At 66.9% G+C, this 17,916-nt stretch carries 16 protein-coding genes; 2 read left to right on the plus strand and 14 right to left on the minus strand.

Translation table 11 applies throughout. From position 1 onward, the window contains the following. Positions 1-80: 80 nt before the first annotated feature. Complete coding sequence (locus ID810_RS08770) at positions 81-833, minus strand: hypothetical protein (protein WP_166855804.1); 753 nt, start codon at positions 831-833, stop codon at positions 81-83. Continuing rightward, positions 830-1,690, minus strand: coding sequence for an ATP-binding cassette domain-containing protein (locus tag ID810_RS08775; RefSeq protein WP_166855806.1), 861 nt, complete (start codon positions 1,688-1,690; stop codon positions 830-832). Before ID810_RS08775 ends, ID810_RS08770 begins: the two co-directional genes overlap by 4 nt. A gap of 394 nt (positions 1,691-2,084) precedes the next feature. On the opposite strand from ID810_RS08775, the gene ID810_RS08780 reads away from it, so the two are divergent. Both ID810_RS08780 and tpx read left to right on the plus strand, forming a co-directional pair. Continuing rightward, a complete protein-coding gene (locus ID810_RS08780) occupies positions 2,085-2,699 on the plus strand; it encodes a transposase family protein (RefSeq protein ID WP_235931480.1) in 615 nt (204 codons plus the stop codon). A 568-nt stretch (positions 2,700-3,267) separates the two neighbouring features. Further along, positions 3,268-3,765, plus strand: coding sequence for a thiol peroxidase (gene tpx, locus ID810_RS08785; RefSeq protein WP_195858781.1), 498 nt, complete (start codon positions 3,268-3,270; stop codon positions 3,763-3,765). 231 nt (positions 3,766-3,996) lie between these two features. Here tpx and ID810_RS08790 read toward each other — a convergent pair whose 3' ends face one another. The 12 genes from ID810_RS08790 to ID810_RS08845 all read right to left on the minus strand — a co-directional run bounded on the left by ID810_RS08790 (position 3,997) and on the right by ID810_RS08845 (position 17,451). Beyond that, positions 3,997-5,508, minus strand: coding sequence for an NCS1 family nucleobase:cation symporter-1 (locus ID810_RS08790; protein ID WP_166855810.1), 1,512 nt, complete (start codon positions 5,506-5,508; stop codon positions 3,997-3,999). 152 nt (positions 5,509-5,660) lie between these two features. Next, positions 5,661-7,460, minus strand: coding sequence for a glyoxylate carboligase (gcl, locus tag ID810_RS08795; RefSeq protein ID WP_166855812.1), 1,800 nt, complete (start codon positions 7,458-7,460; stop codon positions 5,661-5,663). Positions 7,461-7,466: 6 nt separating this feature from the next. Beyond that, the gene (locus tag ID810_RS08800; protein WP_243856564.1) at positions 7,467-8,441 is read right to left on the minus strand and encodes an NAD(P)-dependent oxidoreductase; all 975 of its coding nucleotides are present in this window, start codon (positions 8,439-8,441) and stop codon (positions 7,467-7,469) included. A 10-nt stretch (positions 8,442-8,451) separates the two neighbouring features. Next, entirely contained in the window at positions 8,452-9,372 is a 921-nt protein-coding gene (locus ID810_RS08805; protein ID WP_166855814.1) for a sugar phosphate isomerase/epimerase family protein, read from the minus strand. 75 nt (positions 9,373-9,447) lie between these two features. Then, complete coding sequence (locus tag ID810_RS08810; protein ID WP_166855817.1) at positions 9,448-10,389, minus strand: transketolase family protein; 942 nt, start codon at positions 10,387-10,389, stop codon at positions 9,448-9,450. Continuing rightward, complete coding sequence (locus ID810_RS08815) at positions 10,386-11,207, minus strand: transketolase (RefSeq protein ID WP_166855819.1); 822 nt, start codon at positions 11,205-11,207, stop codon at positions 10,386-10,388. The genes ID810_RS08810 and ID810_RS08815 overlap by 4 nt, the downstream gene beginning before the upstream one ends. Before the next feature lie 74 nt (positions 11,208-11,281). After that, entirely contained in the window at positions 11,282-11,695 is a 414-nt protein-coding gene (locus tag ID810_RS08820) for a DUF3830 family protein (protein WP_235931472.1), read from the minus strand. 52 nt (positions 11,696-11,747) lie between these two features. Beyond that, entirely contained in the window at positions 11,748-12,743 is a 996-nt protein-coding gene (locus tag ID810_RS08825; protein ID WP_166855821.1) for an aspartate/ornithine carbamoyltransferase family protein, read from the minus strand. A gap of 56 nt (positions 12,744-12,799) precedes the next feature. Continuing rightward, complete coding sequence (gene allB / locus ID810_RS08830; RefSeq protein WP_166855823.1) at positions 12,800-14,146, minus strand: allantoinase AllB; 1,347 nt, start codon at positions 14,144-14,146, stop codon at positions 12,800-12,802. Positions 14,147-14,183: 37 nt separating this feature from the next. After that, positions 14,184-15,686 carry an NCS1 family nucleobase:cation symporter-1 gene (locus tag ID810_RS08835; RefSeq protein WP_166855825.1) on the minus strand — a complete coding sequence of 501 codons (1,503 nt, stop codon included), beginning with the start codon at positions 15,684-15,686 and terminating at the stop codon, positions 14,184-14,186. A gap of 62 nt (positions 15,687-15,748) precedes the next feature. After that, positions 15,749-16,696, minus strand: coding sequence for a carbamate kinase (arcC, locus tag ID810_RS08840; protein ID WP_166855828.1), 948 nt, complete (start codon positions 16,694-16,696; stop codon positions 15,749-15,751). A 17-nt stretch (positions 16,697-16,713) separates the two neighbouring features. Further along, positions 16,714-17,451: an aspartate/glutamate racemase family protein gene (locus ID810_RS08845; protein ID WP_166855830.1), complete on the minus strand. Its 738-nt coding sequence runs from the start codon at positions 17,449-17,451 to the stop codon at positions 16,714-16,716. Positions 17,452-17,916 lie beyond the last annotated feature (465 nt).

Genomic DNA, 17,916 nt, shown 5'->3' on the forward strand with positions numbered 1-17,916 from the left:
CGCCCAGGCCCCCGACCCCGGTTACACCCTCAAGCTGGAAGAGCCGGTAAGACCCCACATCCCAAGACGTCGAATCCAGGTCAGAAGTCAGCGTGGATCATCCGCCAGTAGGCCCCACACGCCGCAGGGGCCACCCAGGCAAGGGCCTCGACGTACGTCATCCCGGGACTATCCCACCACGAAGACCATATCGCGAAGTCTCCTCCGAGCAGCCGGGTGAACACAGCGTTCGGCAGCACCGCGTTGACCCATTCTGGCAGGAGAAGACCCCCCGATCCGCCGCCCGTTAGGATCCACGGCACGAAGATGAGCAGCAATTGCCCACCGCCGATGACGAGCACGGCCAGGATCATGGCGCTGAGCGCCGAGCGGAGCAGCACGCTTAAGAACCCTCCGACGAGTGCGACCAGGGTCAGCAACAGCCCCATCCGCGCTGCCAGCGCAACGCTCTCCGCTGCGCTGAGCGGCGTCCCTTCAAAGCTCGTGTAGGGATTGCTCACCGCGATCATCACCAGCATGGCCACTACCACGGGGAGCGCGGCCATCACCGCCACGCAGCACACCTGAGCACCCAGCAGACGCCGCCGGTCGGCGGCCGCGACCAAGCTCGCCATGATTGCCCCAGACGGGTACTCCGCCCCCATGACCCATACCCCAAGGAGCATGGCGAGCATTGATGCCGTTTGCGGCCCCGGCACTCCGAGGGCGTAGGAGAACACGCACACGGCAACCACCGTGGCGCCCATAACGACCCAGACCGTCAACGAGCACGCGGCCTTGTACAACTCCGCGAGAAACACACGCCCAAAACCTGGCCTCGTCGTGACCCTCATCGTGCCACATCCCCTTCGCGGCTCCGCGCAACCGCATCGAAGTAGAAGTCGGAAATCGTTCCCCTCGAGGCGGCTGCCTCCTCGATACCTACCCCCGCCTCGGCCAGGGCACGGATCGCCTCGTCCAGGCTCACGCCGATGACGAACCAGGAGTCGCGCCCCGCCCGCTCAACCTGCCAGCCCCGCCGAGCCGCCACATCGCTGAAGCGCTCCGAATCATGGACCCGCAGCCGCACTCCTTGGATTTGCCGGAGGTCCGCCACGGGTCTGTCTGCGACAACACGCCCGTCGTTGAGCACGATTACGCGATCGCCCACCGACTCCAGTTCCGCCAGCAGGTGGGACGAGACCAGCACCGCCCGCCCCTCGCGAGCGAGATCCCTCAGCAGGTCGCCAAGCCACCGGACACCCTCCGGGTCCAAGCCAACGAACGGCTCATCCAGGATCAGGTTGTCCGGCTCTCCGAGCAGTGCCGCAGCGATCGACAGCCGCTGCCGCATTCCGAGGGAGTACGATCTCACCCGCCGCCGAGCAGCGTCGCCCAGCCCCGCCTCGTCCAAGCAAACCGGTACGCGAGAGGTGCTGGCCCCTATCGCCAACGCGAGCGCTTTGAGACTCTGCTCCCCTGTGCGTGAGCCGACCCAGTACTCCGGACCGAATACGACGCCGATCCGTCGAGCCCCTTCACGTGCATTCATGCGCAAGCTTCCCGCATCCACGGCGATGAGCCCCAGGAGCGCCTTGATGACCGTCGTTTTTCCCGCCCCGTTCCGCCCCACGAGGCAGGATACCTCTCCATCCGGGACCGTGAAGGAAACCCCCTTCAGGGCGCGCACAGAACCGTACGACTTACTCACATCACGACACTCCATCACCATACGACAACAACTTTCTCGGCCGCCAGAATAGACAACGTCTCCAACCCTCCCAGTTAACTCCATCCGACTTGCACTAAATCTCCACCCCTTCTCCCGAATGAACCATCGAAGTCGCGCCAGTCAAAGAAGGTTATTCAGGGTCATGTTTGAGTTTTGACGTGTTGCAGTAGAGTGACAGCTCGTTTCTTGAGATAATTTGTTTATGAGCAATCAAATTCCTCAAGACAACGAGCTGTCATCATGACAGTTTAGTACAGGGCTGAGCAAGGAGCAATTCGCCAACCTGGTGACTTGGGTCAAGGGAGGACTCGATGGTCAGTACATCCCGCCTCGTTTAGGGTTGGGGAGAGCGGTGCGTGCGTGCTTGATCTACGTGCGCCACAACCTGTCCCAGGCCTATGTCGGCGAGATGATGGGAGTCTCGCAGCCCACGATCAGTCGGGCCGTGTGTGCGCTTACCGCCTTGACAGGCCAGGCCCTGGAGGGCTGGCTGTTGACGGCGCAAGAGATAGACCCACGCCAGTCCTACGTGCTGGACGGCACGCCTCTTCCTTGTTGGGCCTGGAAGGACCACAACGGCCTCTACAGCGGCAAGCACCGGCGCACTGGCCTGAGCCTGCAGGTCCTAGTCACCCTGGATGGACGACTTGTGTGGGCCGCGGACCCACTGCCTGGCAGTGCGCACGACGTGCGCGCTCTAGACGTCTCGGGCCTGTTGGAGGTGCTGGACCCAGCCACCATCATCGCTGACAAAGGCTACATCGGGCGCGGTCTGATCACCCCGCCAAAGAAAACCTCCAACACTCAACGCAGTGAATTAGACAAGGAACACGCACGCGACATAAACAAAATCAGATATGTTGTCGAACGACTTATCGCGCACCTGAAAAACTGCCGTATACTCGCCACCAGTTACCGCCCTCCCCATCACACCCACAAAGAAATCATCACAGCCACCCTCTCACTATTCACCTACGCCACCAACTGAATAACCTTCACGGCCTGGTCCAGGATTGCCCTGACGTGCTTGTCGGCGTTGTTACGCATGGATCGGGTGAGGCTCCAGCCGGTGAGCATGTCGGTCATGCTCAGGGTGCGGGCGAGCTCACCCTTGAGCACCGGGCCGCGGTGGGCGACGGTATCGACCTCGAAGAACCCAGCGGACTGCTCGACCTCGTCACCGTCCTTGCGGATCGCGATGGAGCTGAGCAGCAGCGGCCCGGCCTTCGTGGCGCTCTTGCCACGCAGCCGGTCCTTGGCCCTGGCCGGTGCGAGATAGCGGTCAATGGTCGCCGCGCGTGGCGTGCCACAGACAGGATGATGACAGGAGCCGGGCGCACCCGAATCATGTCACGTCGTCGCCGCCCGACGGCGCCCCCATCCCGAGGAACACGCACCGCGCACGCCACAACCCACTGCGGGCCGGCCTGGCGGTGGCCCAGTCCGGGCGCGCCTTGTCGAAAGGGTCACGGCGCGCCCACCCCCACTACACCCTCGATTGCGAAGAGCGACAAAGCCCCTGGCGTTGGCAGGGCCGCGTGTGGGACTATCGGCCCATGGCTTCCATCATGGTGCACGGTGCTGCTGTCTCCACTGTCGGTGAGCTTCCCGCTGTCGGCTCGCCTGCTCCGGCTTTCACGCTCGTCGGTGCTGACCTGGCTGAGGTCACCAGCCAGTCGCTGGCCGGGCGCCGCGTCGTGGTCTCAATCTTCCCGTCGGTCGACACGGGCGTGTGCGCCCAGTCGGTGCGCGAGTTCAACAAGCGGGCATCCTCGCTGGACAACACCACGGTGCTGTGCGTGAGCAAGGACCTGCCCTTCGCCCAGGCGCGCTTCTGCGGGGCCGAGGGGCTGTCCGACGTCGTGACCGCCTCCGCCTTCCGCTCCTCCTTCGGGGACGACTACGGCGTGACCATGGCCGACGGGCCGCTGGCCGGCCTGCTGGCGCGCGCGGTCGTGGTCATCGGGGCCGACGGCGTCGTGCTCCACACCGAGCAGGTCGCCGAGACCGGTGACGAGCCGGACTACGACGCCGCCCTCGCCGCCCTCGCCTGACACACGCGGCGCAAGCGCAGTCTCGGGGCGGGCACGGCGCACAGACTGCCAAGACGCAGCAAAGAGACGCACCACCACCGATCGCCTGTACAACACCGGCCGCCCCCACCAGGCGCCGTCTGGGCGTCCCACACCCCAGCAGGTGTGGGACGCCCAGCGCATCATCTGCTCAGCCCCAGACAACGAGGTACTGGCCGAGCACACCTGGCCCGCGCCCGGATCGGCAGGGCCTCACCCCTGCGTCTGCTGGGCCCGAGCGCCGGGCACGGGGGCGGCCTCCTCCCCTCGCATCCGCATCACCACCCAGTAGCACAGTGCCCCCAGCGGGGCGGCGATGAACCAGGAGAAGGGTGCCAGCGCCCGACACAGTTCGAAGGGCAGCAGCGCGATGGCCAGCGCCACGATGGCGGCCGGGATAAGGGCGAACGCGGCGTTGAGGTTGACGCCCTTGTGGTAGTAGTACCGCCCGTCCGGCGCCGGGGAGTACAGGTCTCGCAGGTCGATGCGCGCGCGCTTGTAGTAGAAGTAGTCGAGCACCAGGATCCCGAAGAAGGGCCCCAGCAGGGCGCCCAAGGACCCCAGGAAGTAGGTGATGGCGGTGGGGCTGCCGTACAGGTTCCAGGGGGTGACGACGATGGAGGCGACGACAGCCACGATCCCACCCACCCGGAAGGACACCCTCTTGGGATTGACATTCGACAGGTCGAAGGCCGCCGAGACGAAGTTGGCCACGATGTTGACCCCGATGGTCGCCACGATGAAGCCCAGGCTCACCACGTAGAACACCACGTTGTTATCGATGCGGGCGAGCAGGTCGCCCGGGTCGTGGAAGGCCTCCCCGTAGACCTTGATGGCAGCCGCCGAGCACAGCACCGAGGTCATGGCGAAGGCCGTCCAGTTCAGGGGCAGGCCCAGGACGTTGCCCAGCACCATGGAGCGGGCAGACGGCGCATAGCGAGCGAAGTCGGAGAAGTTGAGCATGAGGGTCGCCAGTGTCCCCACGGTCAGTCCCACGGTGACCAGCACCTGGTAGACCTGGTGGCCCGCCGACGGGGTGACGCCGTCGGCGTTGACCATCCAGTCGAACTGCCAGTCGGCCTGCCACAGCATCCACACGCCCAGGCCAATCATGATGACCCAGATGACGGGGCCCGCCAGCCCCTGGAAGTGGCGCACCGCGTCCATGCCCCGCCACACGATGAGCAGCTGGATGGCCGACAGTGCCAGGAAGGCCACCCATCCCGACACGCGCAGCCCCAGGATCGGGTAGTCCCAGGACTGGAACGCGGGCACCATGCGCATGAGCAGCAGTTCCAGGGAGATTGAGGCCAGGTACGTCTGGATGCCGTACCAGGCGATGGCCACAAGCCCGCGCACCACCGCAGGGAAGTTGGCGCCCCAGACCCCCCAGGTCACCCGTGAGATGACCGGGTAGGGGGCGCCGGTCTCGTAGCCCATGAGGCCCGAGACGCAGCAGGCCGCGAAGATGATGAGCGTGGCCACCAGCACACCGACGACGATGGCCAGGGGCGTCATGCCCATGAGCGCTCCGGTCCCGATGAACAGGGCCGCAGCGAAGGTGTAGTTCGAGGCGTTGTGCGCATCGTTCATCCACAGGGAGAACAGGGAGTAGCCGTTCCAGGTTCGGTCGTCCGGTCGGGCCGGAGCGAGATCCTCATTGAACAGTCGTCCGTCAGCGTCACCGCGACTGAGTTCGTCGCGGTCGACTTCCACAGCTTTCATCGTGCTTCTCCTTACGCCGTTGTATGGGAATGACAGTGGATGGTCGGTCGGGTAGTCGGGTCGTTGGTGGGTGCGGCCCACCAGGGGCACCACGACGACGGCGGTGCCCCTGGGGCCGCTGGACGGCTCAAGCTGTGGGCGGTGCTGCCCGCTCAGCCGGACTGGCGGGCCTCCTCACCCCTGCGCAGGCCAACCGCCTGCGGGGCGTCGACGGGCAGGTCCTCGGCGGTGGGCTCGAACTCGTTGACCGCATCGATGGCCGTCCCCATCGAGATATTGGTGACGCGCTCGAGAATGACCTCGACCACCACCGGCACGCGGTCGCGCAGCGCGGTCTCCCGGGCGCCTGCCAGGGCCTGGGACAGCTCCTCGGGGGTGCGCACGCGCACGGCCCGGCACCCCAGGGCCTCAACCACGCCCACATGGTCGACGCCGTAGCCCTCGGTGGCGGGAACGTTGATGTTCTCGAAGGAGAGCTGAACCTGGTAGTCCATGTCAAAGCTGCGCTGGGCCTGGCGGATGAGCCCCAGGTAGGCGTTGTTGACCACGACGTGGACGTAGGGGATCTGGAACTGGGCGGCCACGGCCAGCTCCTCGATGAGGAACTGGAAGTCGTAGTCGCCCGACAGGGCCACCACCGGGGTGTCCGGGTCGGCCACGGAGGCCCCGATGGCGGCCGGGATGGTCCAGCCCAGCGGACCGGCCTGACCGGCGTTGACCCAGTGGCGGGGCCGGTAGACGTGGAGCATCTGGGCGGCGGCGATCTGGGACAGGCCGATGGTGGTGACGTACCGGGTCTCGGGGCCGAAGGCGCGGCACATCTCCTCGTAGACCCGCTGCGGCTTCATGGGCACGTTGTCGAAATGGGTCTTGCGCAGCAGGGTGGCCTTGCGCTCGTTGCACTCGGACACCCAGGTCCCGTATCGCTCCAGGGGAGCGCCGTAACGCTGGCGGGCGGCCTCGAGCAGGGTGCGCAGGGCGGCCCCGGCATCGGAGACCGACCAGAAGTCGGGCGGGAAGACCCGGCCGATCTGCGTGGCCTCGATGTCGATGTGGACGAAGCGGCGCCCCTCGCGGTAGGTGTCGATGTTGCCGGTGTGCCGGGCCGCCCACCGGTTGCCCACGCCGATGACCAGGTCTGAGTCCAGGAAGGTGGCGTTGGCGTAGCGCTGGGAGGTCTGGATGCCCGCCATGCCCTGAGCGAGCCGGTGGTCGTCGGGAATGGCCCCCCAGCCCATGAGGGTGGAGATGACGGGCACACCCAGGTACTCGGCCAGGGCCACCAGGTCGTCGCAGGCGTCGGCGTTGATGATGCCGCCACCGGCGATGAGCAGGGGGTGCTCGGCCTCGTCGAGCATGTCCAGGATGCGCTCGGCCTGGTAGTGCGACATGACGGGACGGGCCACCGGCAACGGCTCGTAGGCGTCGATGTCGAAGTCGATCTCGCTCATCTGGACGTCCATGGGCAGGTCGATGAGCACCGGGCCGGGGCGGTCGGAGCGCATGAGTTGGAAGGCCTTGGCGAAGGTGCCGGGGATCTGGGCGGCCTCCAGGACAGTGACCGCCATCTTGGTCACCGGGGCGGCCACCGCGGCGATGTCGACGGCCTGGAACTCCTCCTTGTGGAGCATGGGGCGGGTGGCCTGGCCGGTCAGGCACAGGATGGGGATGGAATCGGCGCCGGCGGAGTACAGGCCGGTGACCATGTCCGTCCCTCCCGGCCCCGAGGTCCCGATGCACACCCCGATGTTGCCTGCGCACGCGCGGGTGTAGCCCTCGGCCATGTGGGAGGCGCCCTCGACGTGGCGCGCCAGCACGTGCCTGATCCCTCCGTGCTGCTTCATCGCCGAGTACAGGGGGTTGATGGCCGCCCCGGGAACGCCGAAGGCCTGTGTCGCCCCCTCCTTGGCCAGGATGAGGACGATTGCGTCAACTGCTCGCATTCGTGCCATGACTTCTCACTTCCGATCATTACGGTGGGTGCCGCTGAGCAGTTCTGCCACCTGGACCACTGCGGCGTGGTCCAGGTCGGCCCACCCGTTGGCGACAGCGGCGTTGAACGCCTGGGTGACCGTGTCGAGAACGGGCAGGACGCAGCCGACCGAGCCGGCCAGGTCCTGCACGATTCCCATGTCCTTGGCGTGGAGCCCCACGGTGAAGGTCGGGGAGAAGTCGCGGGCGAGGACGGCCGGGGCCTTGAGCTCCATGATCCGTGAGCCCGCCAGTCCGCCGGACAACGCCCTCAGGGCGCTCTCGGCGTCAACGCCGCCGGCCTGAAGGAGGAGGACCGCCTCGCCCAGCGCGGCCAGGCCGGCCCCGACAATCAGCTGGTTGGCGGCCTTGACCACCTGACCCGAGCCCGCCGGTCCCAGGTGCGTGATGGTGGTGCCCATGGCCTCCAGCAGGGGCCGGGCCCGCTCCAGTGCCCGTTCGGGACCGCCGACCATGATGGTCAGGGTCCCGGCCCGGGCCCCGGCCACGCCCCCGGAGACGGGGGCGTCCAGGACCTCGATCCCCAGCTCCTCCCCCCGCGAGGCCAGCTCGCGCGCCTGCCGGGGGTTGACGGTGCTCATGTCGATGAGCAGGGTGCCGGAGGGCACGGTTTGTGCCACGCCGCCCTCCCGGTCGACGACGTCGCGTACGACGGCGCCGTCGGGGAGCATGGTGATGACGACGTCGGCGCCTCGGAGGGTCTCGGTAAGACTGTGGCAGACTCTGCCCCCGACTGCCGCGAAGCGCTCCAGACGCTGGGGGGCGCGCGAGCCCCCGCGGACCTGGTAGCCGGCCCGAAGGAGCCTGAGGGACATGGGCAGCCCCATGGCCCCCAGGCCGACGAAGGCGATCGTCTCACCCCGGGGGCCGGCGGCAGGGCCCCGCCCCGTCGGCCCGGTGCGGGTAGACGGCTCGACGGCGTCGCTGTGCGTCATCGTCATGCCCTGCCCGTTAGAGCGTCCGCCAGGCCTCGCGCAGGACGCGCTTGGCCTCGGCGATGATGACGGCGGAGCGCTGGTCTCCCAGGGGCTGGACCTCGAAGGCGACGACGTTGCGCTCGTCGGCGTCCTCGCGCAGGTAGCCGATATCCAGCAGGCCGCGCAGGAACTCGCGCACCTGCGGCACGTGGTTCTCACCCTTGGGGTGCCCGAAGTGGGGGTGCAGGTCCCCGTAGGCCGGGTCTGCGGGGTCGCGGATGACGCAGTTGCCGATGTGGGCGTGGTTGATGAACTCCTCGGTGGCGCTCAGCGCCTGGCGGATGGTCTCCCCCTGCATGGGCAGGTGGGACAGGTCCACCATGAGGCCGAAGTCCGGAATCGCCTTGCGTACCTCCAGGGCCAGCTCGCAGGCCAGCCTGTTGGTGCCGATAAGCGCCTTCTTGTCGGTGGAGTCATCGAAGGTCTCCAGGGACAGCACCAGGTCCCCCTTGGACTTGGCGTAGTGACCGAGCTGGATGATGGAGTCGGCCAGCAGCTCCAGGGCCTTCTGCCGGTCCTGAGCCGGCGGTTTGGGGCCGGACAGGAAGCCGAGCTTGGTCGCACCGACCTCGTAGGCCTGGTCGATGGCCGACTTGAGGGTGTCGATGGCCGTGGTGCGCTCGGCCTCGTCGAGGGAGTTCAGGTTCAGCTTCCCCTTGAGGATGTAGGGCTGGGCCCCGAATCCCACGGCGATGCCGGAACTGGTCAGCAGGCCCTTGACGGCGTCGCGCTCGGCCTGGTCGTTGATGCGCGTGATCTCGATCTCGTCAAAGAACTCGTCCTCGACGATCCCGGCCACGGACGTCGCAATCTCGCCCTCACCCCCCAGGGCGAAGGGGTAGGCCATGAAGTGGACGATGCCCACCTTCATGTAGTCGTGCAGAGAATCCTTCACAGTGATCGCTCTCCTTATGCTCGTGATGCTCGTGTTGGTCATGCTGGTCGGTGGAGGTGAGCCCGCAGGGGCCGCTCAGCCGCGTCGGGCACGCGCCCGGCGCGCGGCCTCGGCGATGTTCGCCGCCCTCAGGCCGAAGTGGTCGAAGAGCTCGTCCATGGTTCCCGACAGCCCGAAGACGTCCCGCGTGCCCACGCGCTCCAAGGGCGCGGGGTGGTGCTCGCCCAGCAGCTCGGCGACGGCCGAGCCCAGGGCGCCGATGATCGAGTGCTCCTCGATGGTGACCACGCAGCCGGTGCGGCGCACCGAGTCCAGCACGGCCTCGGCGTCCAGCGGCTTGATGGTGTGCAGGTGGATGACCTCGGCATCGATTCCCTCGCGGGCCAGCAGCTCCGCCGCGCCCAGGGCCTCGGATGCAGTGCAGCCGGTGGTCAGGATGGTCACGTCGCTGCCAGCGCGCAGCGGCACCGCCTTGCCGATCTCGAAGGGCGTGTCCGGTCCGGTGACCACGGGCACCGGCAGTTTGCCCACGCGCAGGTAGACGGGGCCGGGAAGGTTGTAGATGGCGTGGACGGCCTTGCGCATTTCGACGGCGTCGCACGGGACGATGACGGTCATATTCGGCAGGGCGCGCATGAGGCCCACGTCCTCCAGGGGCAGGTGGGTGGCCCCCTCCTGGGCGGCGGAGGTTCCCGCGTTGTGGCCCACGATGACGACCTTGCGCTCGGAGTAGGCCACAGAGACGCGGACCTGGTCGAAACCGCGCCCGGTGAGGAAGTTGGCGTAGGCGTTGGCGAAGGGCACCTTGCCGGCGGCCGCCAACCCGGCAGCGGTGCCGACGATGTCGCACTCGGCGATGCCGATGTTGAAGAAGCGGTCCGGGTGAGCCTCTTGGAAGCGGGCCGTGTAGTTGGGCGTGGCGCAGTCCCCGTCCAGGACGAAGACGTCGTCGTGGTCGCGTCCCAGATCCAGCAGGCCCTCGGCGTAGCCGTCGCGGGGCTCTCTCTTGTCAGTCATCGCAGTTCCTCCAGCGCGGTCTCGAGCTCCTCGGGGTTGGGCGCCAGCCCGTGGAACTTTGCGGTGTTCTCCATGAAGGACACGCCCTTGCCCTTGATGGTGTGGGAGATGATCACGGTCGGCTTGCCCTTGGTGCGCTTGGCCTTCTCCAGGGCGGTGTCCACCTGGTACATGTTGTGGCCATCGATGTCGATGACGTGCCAGCCGAAGGCGTGCCATTTCGCGGGCATATCCCCCAGGGATTTGACGTTGTCGACGGTGCCGTCGAGCTGGATGCCGTTGGCGTCGACGATGGCGCAGACCTGGTCCAGGCCGTAGGCGGCTGCGGTCATGGCCGCCTCCCAGACCTGCCCCTCCTGGATCTCCCCATCGCCGAGCATGACGTAGTAGCGGGAGGGCCGACCGTCGTACCTGGCGGCCATGGCGGCCCCGTTGGCCAGTGACAGCCCCTGCCCTAGAGATCCGGAGGAGGAGTCAACCCCGGGCAGGTGGGTGTTGGAGGGGTGTCCCTGGAGGCGGGTGTGCATGGCTCGGAAGGTCATGAGCTCTTCGCGGGGGAAATACCCACGTGCCGACATCGCCGCGTAGTAGGCGGGGGTGCAGTGGCCCTTGGACAGGAAGAACATGTCGCGCTCGGGCCACAGGGGCTCCTCAGGGCGGATGTTCATGTGCCGGAAGTAGAGGACGACGAGCGCATCGATCGCGGAGAGAGACCCTCCCGGGTGCCCGCTTCCCGCCTTGTTCGTCATGCGGACGATGTCCCGTCGGCACTGACGCGCGATGTCCTCCAGCTCCTGCAGCTGTGCGTTGTTGATCATCGTTGTCTCCTCGTTCACGCCGCTTCCGGGTGGACACCCGGGTGCCCACCCGGAAGCGGCGTCATCTCATGGGGTCACACTTCGCGGAAGGAGATTTCCTGGGCCCCCTCCCACAGGAACTTCTCGCCGAGCTCGCTGAGGTGCTCGTTGCCCTCGACGATGGTGGCGAAGTGGTTGCCGGCGAGCTGGCCGGCCTTGGAGGCGAAGTTGACGTAGCCGTAGGCGATGAGCAGCTCGGTCTCCGAGACACCGCCGGGGTAGATGACGATCTCACCGGGGTGGGGGTAGCAGGTCCCGTTCTCCGGCTCCAGACCCAGGTCCAGGTCACCGAAGGGGATCCATCCGGCCTGGCCGGACCAGCGCACGTGGATGATCCGCGAGTCCAGCGGGAGCAGCTTCTCCCGGAAGGCGGCGATGGTGCGAGGAGCGGACTCCTCCTCGTAGCGGGCCTTGAAGGTGAATCCTCCGGCCTTGATCTCAAGCATCATGACAGGTCTCCTTTTCTGCGGGTTGTTGGTTCGAATCGGTGATCAGAGGTTGTCACAGGCCCAGAATCGCGGTGATCAGGGCCATGCGGATGGAGACGGATTGCAGGATCGCCCGGAAATAGAGCTGGTGCGGGCTGTCGTCGATGCGCAGATCCATCTCCCCGGCGCGGCGGGGCAGAGTGTGGGTGACGTAGATCTGGTGGCCCTTCTCGGCCTCCTCGTGGAGGGTGTCGTACCGCACGAGGTAGCGGTCCATGAGGGTCTTGAACTCCTCCGCCTTGGCTCCGGCCGGTGCGGAGCAGCCGGGCAGGTAGATGAGATCCTGGCTGCGGACGAAGTCGTTGAAGGAGTCCTGCTCGAAGTCGAACTCCTCGCTGAGCTCGCAGTTGAAGTCGCTGCGGATGCGCTTGGTGACCTCCTCGGGGGTGCGCCGGTCGGAGTCGGAGCAGATGGTGACCTTGGCCCCGAGCCGGGCCAGGCCGTAGGCCATGGAGTGCCCGGTGCGGGCCTCGATCATGTCGGGGGAGACGACGGCGACGTTGAGCCCCTCGATCCTGCCGAAGCGCCGCCACATGGTGTACAGGTCAAGCAGGGCCTGGGTCGGGTGCTCCCAGTGCCCCCAGCCCCCGTTGATGATGGGGCAGGTCGCGGCCTCCGCCCCGCGCCTGGCCTCGTCCGCGTCGTAGTGGCGCAGGACGATGAGGTTGGCGTACTGGGATACGCAGCGCATGGTGTCCTCGATGGACTCCTCCTTGGCCACCGAGGAGGTGACCTTGGGGTTGGCCTCAACGATCGTGTGCCCTCCCAGGCGCTCCATGGCGGTCTGGAAACTCATCCGGGTTCGGGTGGAGGGTTGGAAGAACAGCAGCGCAAGCATGTTGTCCTTGAGCAGATCCGTCGAGGAACGGTTGAACAGCTCCAGGCACTTGGCCAGCTCGAACAGGTTGTAGAGCTGGTCGTCGGTCAGATCGTTGATGGAGATGAAGTTCTTGCCAACGTGGTCGACGGCGTCGACCATGCCCTTGATCGAGCGCATGTACTCACTCATGGTGTCTCTCCTCTAAGGTGGTGGTCAGATGGTGTGAGCGGGTGTGGGGGCGGCGGTCACCGGCGAAAGAGCGGGCGCCCGGCCTTGGTGTCGCGGTCGACGCTCCAACCGCGCAGGAGCGTCCGCTTGACGACGCCGCGCAGGAGCCTGCCGTTGTAGGGGGAGATCTTGTTCCTGTGCTCCAGGGCCTCGACGTCGACGACGAAGGTCTCCTCGGGCGCCAGAATGGTCAGGTCGGCGTCGTTGCCGACGGCGATGGCCCCCTTACCCTCCACGTGGAAACTCCGGCAGGGGGCGGAGGCGAACCAGCGGGCCAGGTCGGTCAGCTCGATGCCGAACTCCTGGCCCGCGGTCCACACCGCCGCCGGGCCCAGCTGGACGGAGGCGACCCCTCCCCAGGCCTTGCCGAAGTCGCCAGAGTCCTTGGCCTTGAGGTCCACGGTGCATGGTGAGTGGTCGGAGGCGATGTGGTCGATGGTGCCGTCCTTGAGCCCCTCCCACAGAGCGCGGCGATTGTCCTCCTCACGCAGGGGCGGACAGCACTTGTACTCGGTGGCGCCGTTGGGGATGTCCTGCGCGGCGAAGGTGAGGTAGTGGGGGCAGGTCTCCACGGTCAGGCGCACCCCGTCGGCCTTGGCGGCGCGGATCATGGGCAGGGCCTCGGCGGAGGACAGGTGGAGAATGTGCACCCGTGCCCCCGTGGAGCGGGCGGCCGCGAGCACCTGCTCGATGGCCATGTTCTCCGCGGCGCGCGGCCGGGAGGCCAGGAAGGTCGAGTACTCGTCCGTGATGCTCTGGGGGGCGGCGGCCAGCGCCTCGGGGTCCTCGGCGTGGACGATGAGGACGGAGTCGAGCCCAGCCAGGACCTCCAGGACCTGGCGGACCCCCTCGTAGCCGAGGTAGCCGTACTCGTCGATCCCCGAGTGGGCGGTGAAGCACTTGAACCCGTAGACCCCTCGCTCCCACAGAGGGGCCAGTTCCTGGACGTTGCCGGGGACCGCCCCGCCCCAGAAGCCGACGTCGACCGAGAGCTTGCCCTCGGTGGCGGCGAGCTTGTCGTCCAGGGCCGCCACCGTCGTCGTGGGCGGGCTGGAGTTCAGCGGCATGTCGATGATGGTGGTGATGCCCCCGGCCAGGGCGGCCCGTGTGGCGGTCTCATAGCCCTCCCACTGGGTGCGGCCTGGCTCGTTGACGTGGACGTGGGAGTCCACCAGGCCGGGCATGAGGACCTGGTCCTGCGGTACGTCGATCTTCTCAGTGGCCTGAAGGTCGACGTCGTAATCCTCAATGGCGGTGATGGTCTCGCCGTCGACGACGACGCAGGCGGACCGAATACCTTCGGGCAGAACGACTCGGCGGGCTCTGATCAGCAGGTCGTGGGTCGTTGGTGTTGTGGGTGTCATGACGTGCACTCCTTGCGTAAGCGTTGTCTGGGTGGGGTCATCGGGCCACGGAGTCCCGGTCGGCGTCGAGGTCGATGGCCTCGGCGCGCTCGACGGCCCGGATCACGTGCGGGTCGTGACGCGACATGAGCAGATGCACCCCGAAGCCCAGCGCCGCGCCGATGAACCAGGAGAAGGGGCTGAGGAAGCGGCACACGTCGTAGGGCGCCACCGCGACCACGATCGAGGGGATCGAGGAGATGAGGAAGGCCCACACGGCCCGCAGGTTCCATCCGTTCTGGAAGGAGTGGAGGCCTCTGGCCTTGAACAGTTCGGAGACCTGGACCTTCTCGCGGCGCAGGATGTAGTAGTCGGCGATGATGATGCCGAACAGGGGCCCCAGAACGGCGCCCAATGCCGCCAGGAAGACGTTGATGATGACCGGGTTGTTGAACAGGTTCCAGGGGGTGATGAGTAGGGCGATGCAGGCGGAGATGAATCCGCCGCGCACGAAGGTGATCTTGGAGGGCCAGGCGTTGGCCAGGTCGTAGGCGGGGGAAACGAAGTTCGCCACGACGTTGATACCCAGGGTGGCCACCGTGAAGGTCACCGCCCCCAGGATGATGGCCACGGGGTGGTCGATGCGGGCCACCAGCTCAATGGGATCGAAGACGTACTCTCCGTAGATCTGCAAGGATCCCGCGGTCACGAGGACCGAGACCACGGAGAAGGCGATGAAGTTGACGGGCAGGCCCCACAGGTTGGCCATCCACACGGCCTTACGGGTGGGTGAGAAGCGCGAGAAGTCGCAGAAGTTGAGCAGGAGGGTGGAGAAGTAGGCCACGGTCAGTGAGATGGCGGCCAGCACCGCGTGAAGCGTCCCCCATTCGGCGGGCTCAGTGGCCAGGTCCAGGGAGATGTGCCAGTTGGCGAGCTTGAGGATGTAAATGGTCAGGATGAACATGACCACCCACACGGCCGGGCCGGCCCAGTCCTGGAACTTACGAATGGTGTCCATGCCATTGCGCAGCAGCAGTAGCTGAAGGGACCACATGAGCAGGAAGGCGGCCCATCCCAGCAAGCTCTCGCCCAGGAACCTGGTTTGCCCCATCTCCAAGATGGACGGCCAGATGCCAGCGACCAGGACGATGACGGCCTTCGAGGCGAGCCAGGTCTGGATGCCGTACCAGCAGATCGCCACGAAGCCTCGCAGCAGGGCGGGAAGGTTGGACCCGACGGTTCCGAAGGTGATGCGCGCCAAGACGGGGTAGCACAGGCCGGTCTTCTGCCCGGCGAATCCCACCAGGTTCATCAGGAAGAAGACGACGATGATCCCCACCGTCAATGAGGTGAAGACGTAAGCCGCTCCGATCCCGAGGGCGAATAGTCCGGCGGCGAAGGTGTAGCCGCCAATGGAGTGAATGTCCGACATCCACATGGCGAAGAGGGAGAAGAATCCCCACTCCCGGCTCTTGGCCGGGGCGAGATCGTCATTGATCAGATGGGGGTCGATCTCCGCAGGCGCATTTTCCGACTGCGGCGTCGCAGTACTGTGTTCCACGGCAGTGTCCTTTCAGGTGATCGCTGACCAGGCCGGGCACCTTTGCCCGGCCCTCCTTGTGGTCAATGGGTGATTCGAGTGCCTGCGTTGCCTTCCAGTGCGTCCTGGAGGGCCTCAAGAGAGGTGATGATGGCGCGCTCGCCGCCTTCAGCCAGGAAACTGAGCGCGGATTCGATCTTGGGTGCCATGGAGCCCGCGCCGAACTGCCCGTCAGCCAGATAGGACGCGGCCTCCTCGACCGTCATGGTGTCCAGGGCCCGCTGATCCGGGGTGTTGAAGCTCAGGCAGACCTGGTCCACCGCCGTGCAGATGACGAGGTCCTTGACCCCCAGGCAGGAGGCCAGCAGCGCGGAGGCGAGGTCCTTGTCGATGACGGCCTCGACGCCGACGAGCTCATCGTCCTGGCGGCGCACCGGGATACCCCCGCCTCCGCAAGCGATGACCAGGCTCCCCGAGTCCACGAGTGTCTTGACGACGTCCCGCTCGATAATCTCCACGGGCGAGGGCGAGGGGACCACCCGGCGCCAGCCGCGTCCGGCGTCCTCGCGGACCTCCCAGCCGTCCCTCTCCTGGTGCGCGCGCGCCTCGGCCTCGGTCATGAAGGAGCCCACGGGCTTGGAGGGCGAGGCGAAGGCCGGGTCCTGGGGGTCCACGACCGTCTGGGTGACGACGGCCGCCACCTCGCGATGGATGCCGCGCCGGGCCAGGCAGTTGCGCAGGCTCCGGGAGAACAGGTACCCGGTGGCGCCCTGGGTGTCGGCTCCCAGGACGTCGAGGGGAAGGGGAGGCAAGTCGGCCTGGGCGAGTTCGGCCCTCCGAAGCAGGAAGCCGACCTGGGGCCCGTTGCCGTGGGTGATGATCGGGGTGTAGCCCTCCTCAACCAGGGAGGCGATGCGCTCGCAGGCCTCCCGGACGGCTTCTGCCTGGTCCCCCACGGAGATCCGCTTCGGGTCCTTGATCAGGGCGTTGCCTCCGACGGCGATGACGATGGCGCGAGTGCTGGAGCTCATGGGGATTCCTTTCCTGCTTACTGCTGGGCGGAGTGTCGGACAGACAGCGGCCAACCGCTGATCCGCTTGGGTCGGGGAGGCGCGTAGGTGCGGGACTTGGAGGTGGACGCCCCCAGGGCCGCCAGGCTCTCGGCAAGCACAACGGCGCTGGTGACGCCGTCGACGACGGGCACCCCCAGCTCCTGGGTGAGGCGCTCGTCCAGACCGGCCATGCCGCCGCAGCCCAGGACGATGACCTCGGCCCGGTCCTGCTCGACGGCCTGGCGGGCCTGGAGGATGATTGCTTGCGCCGCTCGGTCGGCGTCCTCCAGCTCCAGGACGCCCAGGCCGGTGGAGCGCACCGAGGCGCAGTGCTCCTGCAGGCCGAAGCTCAACAGGCGGTCCTCGATGAGGGGGACCGCCCGGTCCAGGGTGGTCACCACCGAGTAGCGGTACCCCAGGAGCATGGCGATATGGGCGGCGGCCTCGGTGATGTCGACGACCGGGACGTCGAGGAGCTCCATGAGCCCCTCTTTGCCGTGCTCGCCGAAGCCAGCCAGGATCACGGCGTCGAAGTCGCCGTCGTAGGTGATCACGGCGTCCATGACTGCGACGGCCGCAAGGTAGGACTCGAAGTTGCCCTCGACCGAGTCCGCCCCGACGGCCGGGGTGAGTTCGATGATCTGGGTGTCATCGCGCGCCACCGAGCGTGCAGCGGCACCGATGCTGCGGGTCATTGATGCAGTGGTATTGACATTGACTGCGAGGATCTTCATCGTTCCGCGCTCTCTGGCCTCTCGACGGGGCCTTCCGGGATCGGATGCGCCGCGACGCACGTCACGAACATTTCTCTGAGGTCAGTGCTCTGAGGTGTTGTTAAGTACAGCATATCTCACACCTGCTCGCAAGGCCTTCGACGAATTCGCTTGCACTCGGTCAGCGGCGCCCGGCGCACGCAGCCCCGCTGCACCACGACGGACTACTCAGGCGCCTCCAACCAACTACGCCCGGCGCACGCAGCCCGCTACCCCCTTGAACGACCACTCCCTCTCGGCCGCGTAACTACGCCCGGCGCGTGCAACCCCGCTACCTTGTCGGTGGTTGCCAACCGAAGGAGTGCTGGTGGCTGAGCCGGCGGTGCGCACGCGCGGTGGCCTGGTGGCGGCCGGGACCCCAGCCAGCACGGAGCACCGCGTGGCGCACCCCGTGCACGCAAGCAGCTGTGCGCGTGGACCCGCCCA

Source organism: Actinomyces respiraculi (assembly GCF_014595995.2).
In the GTDB taxonomy this organism is placed as follows: Bacteria; Actinomycetota; Actinomycetes; order Actinomycetales; family Actinomycetaceae; genus Actinomyces; species Actinomyces respiraculi.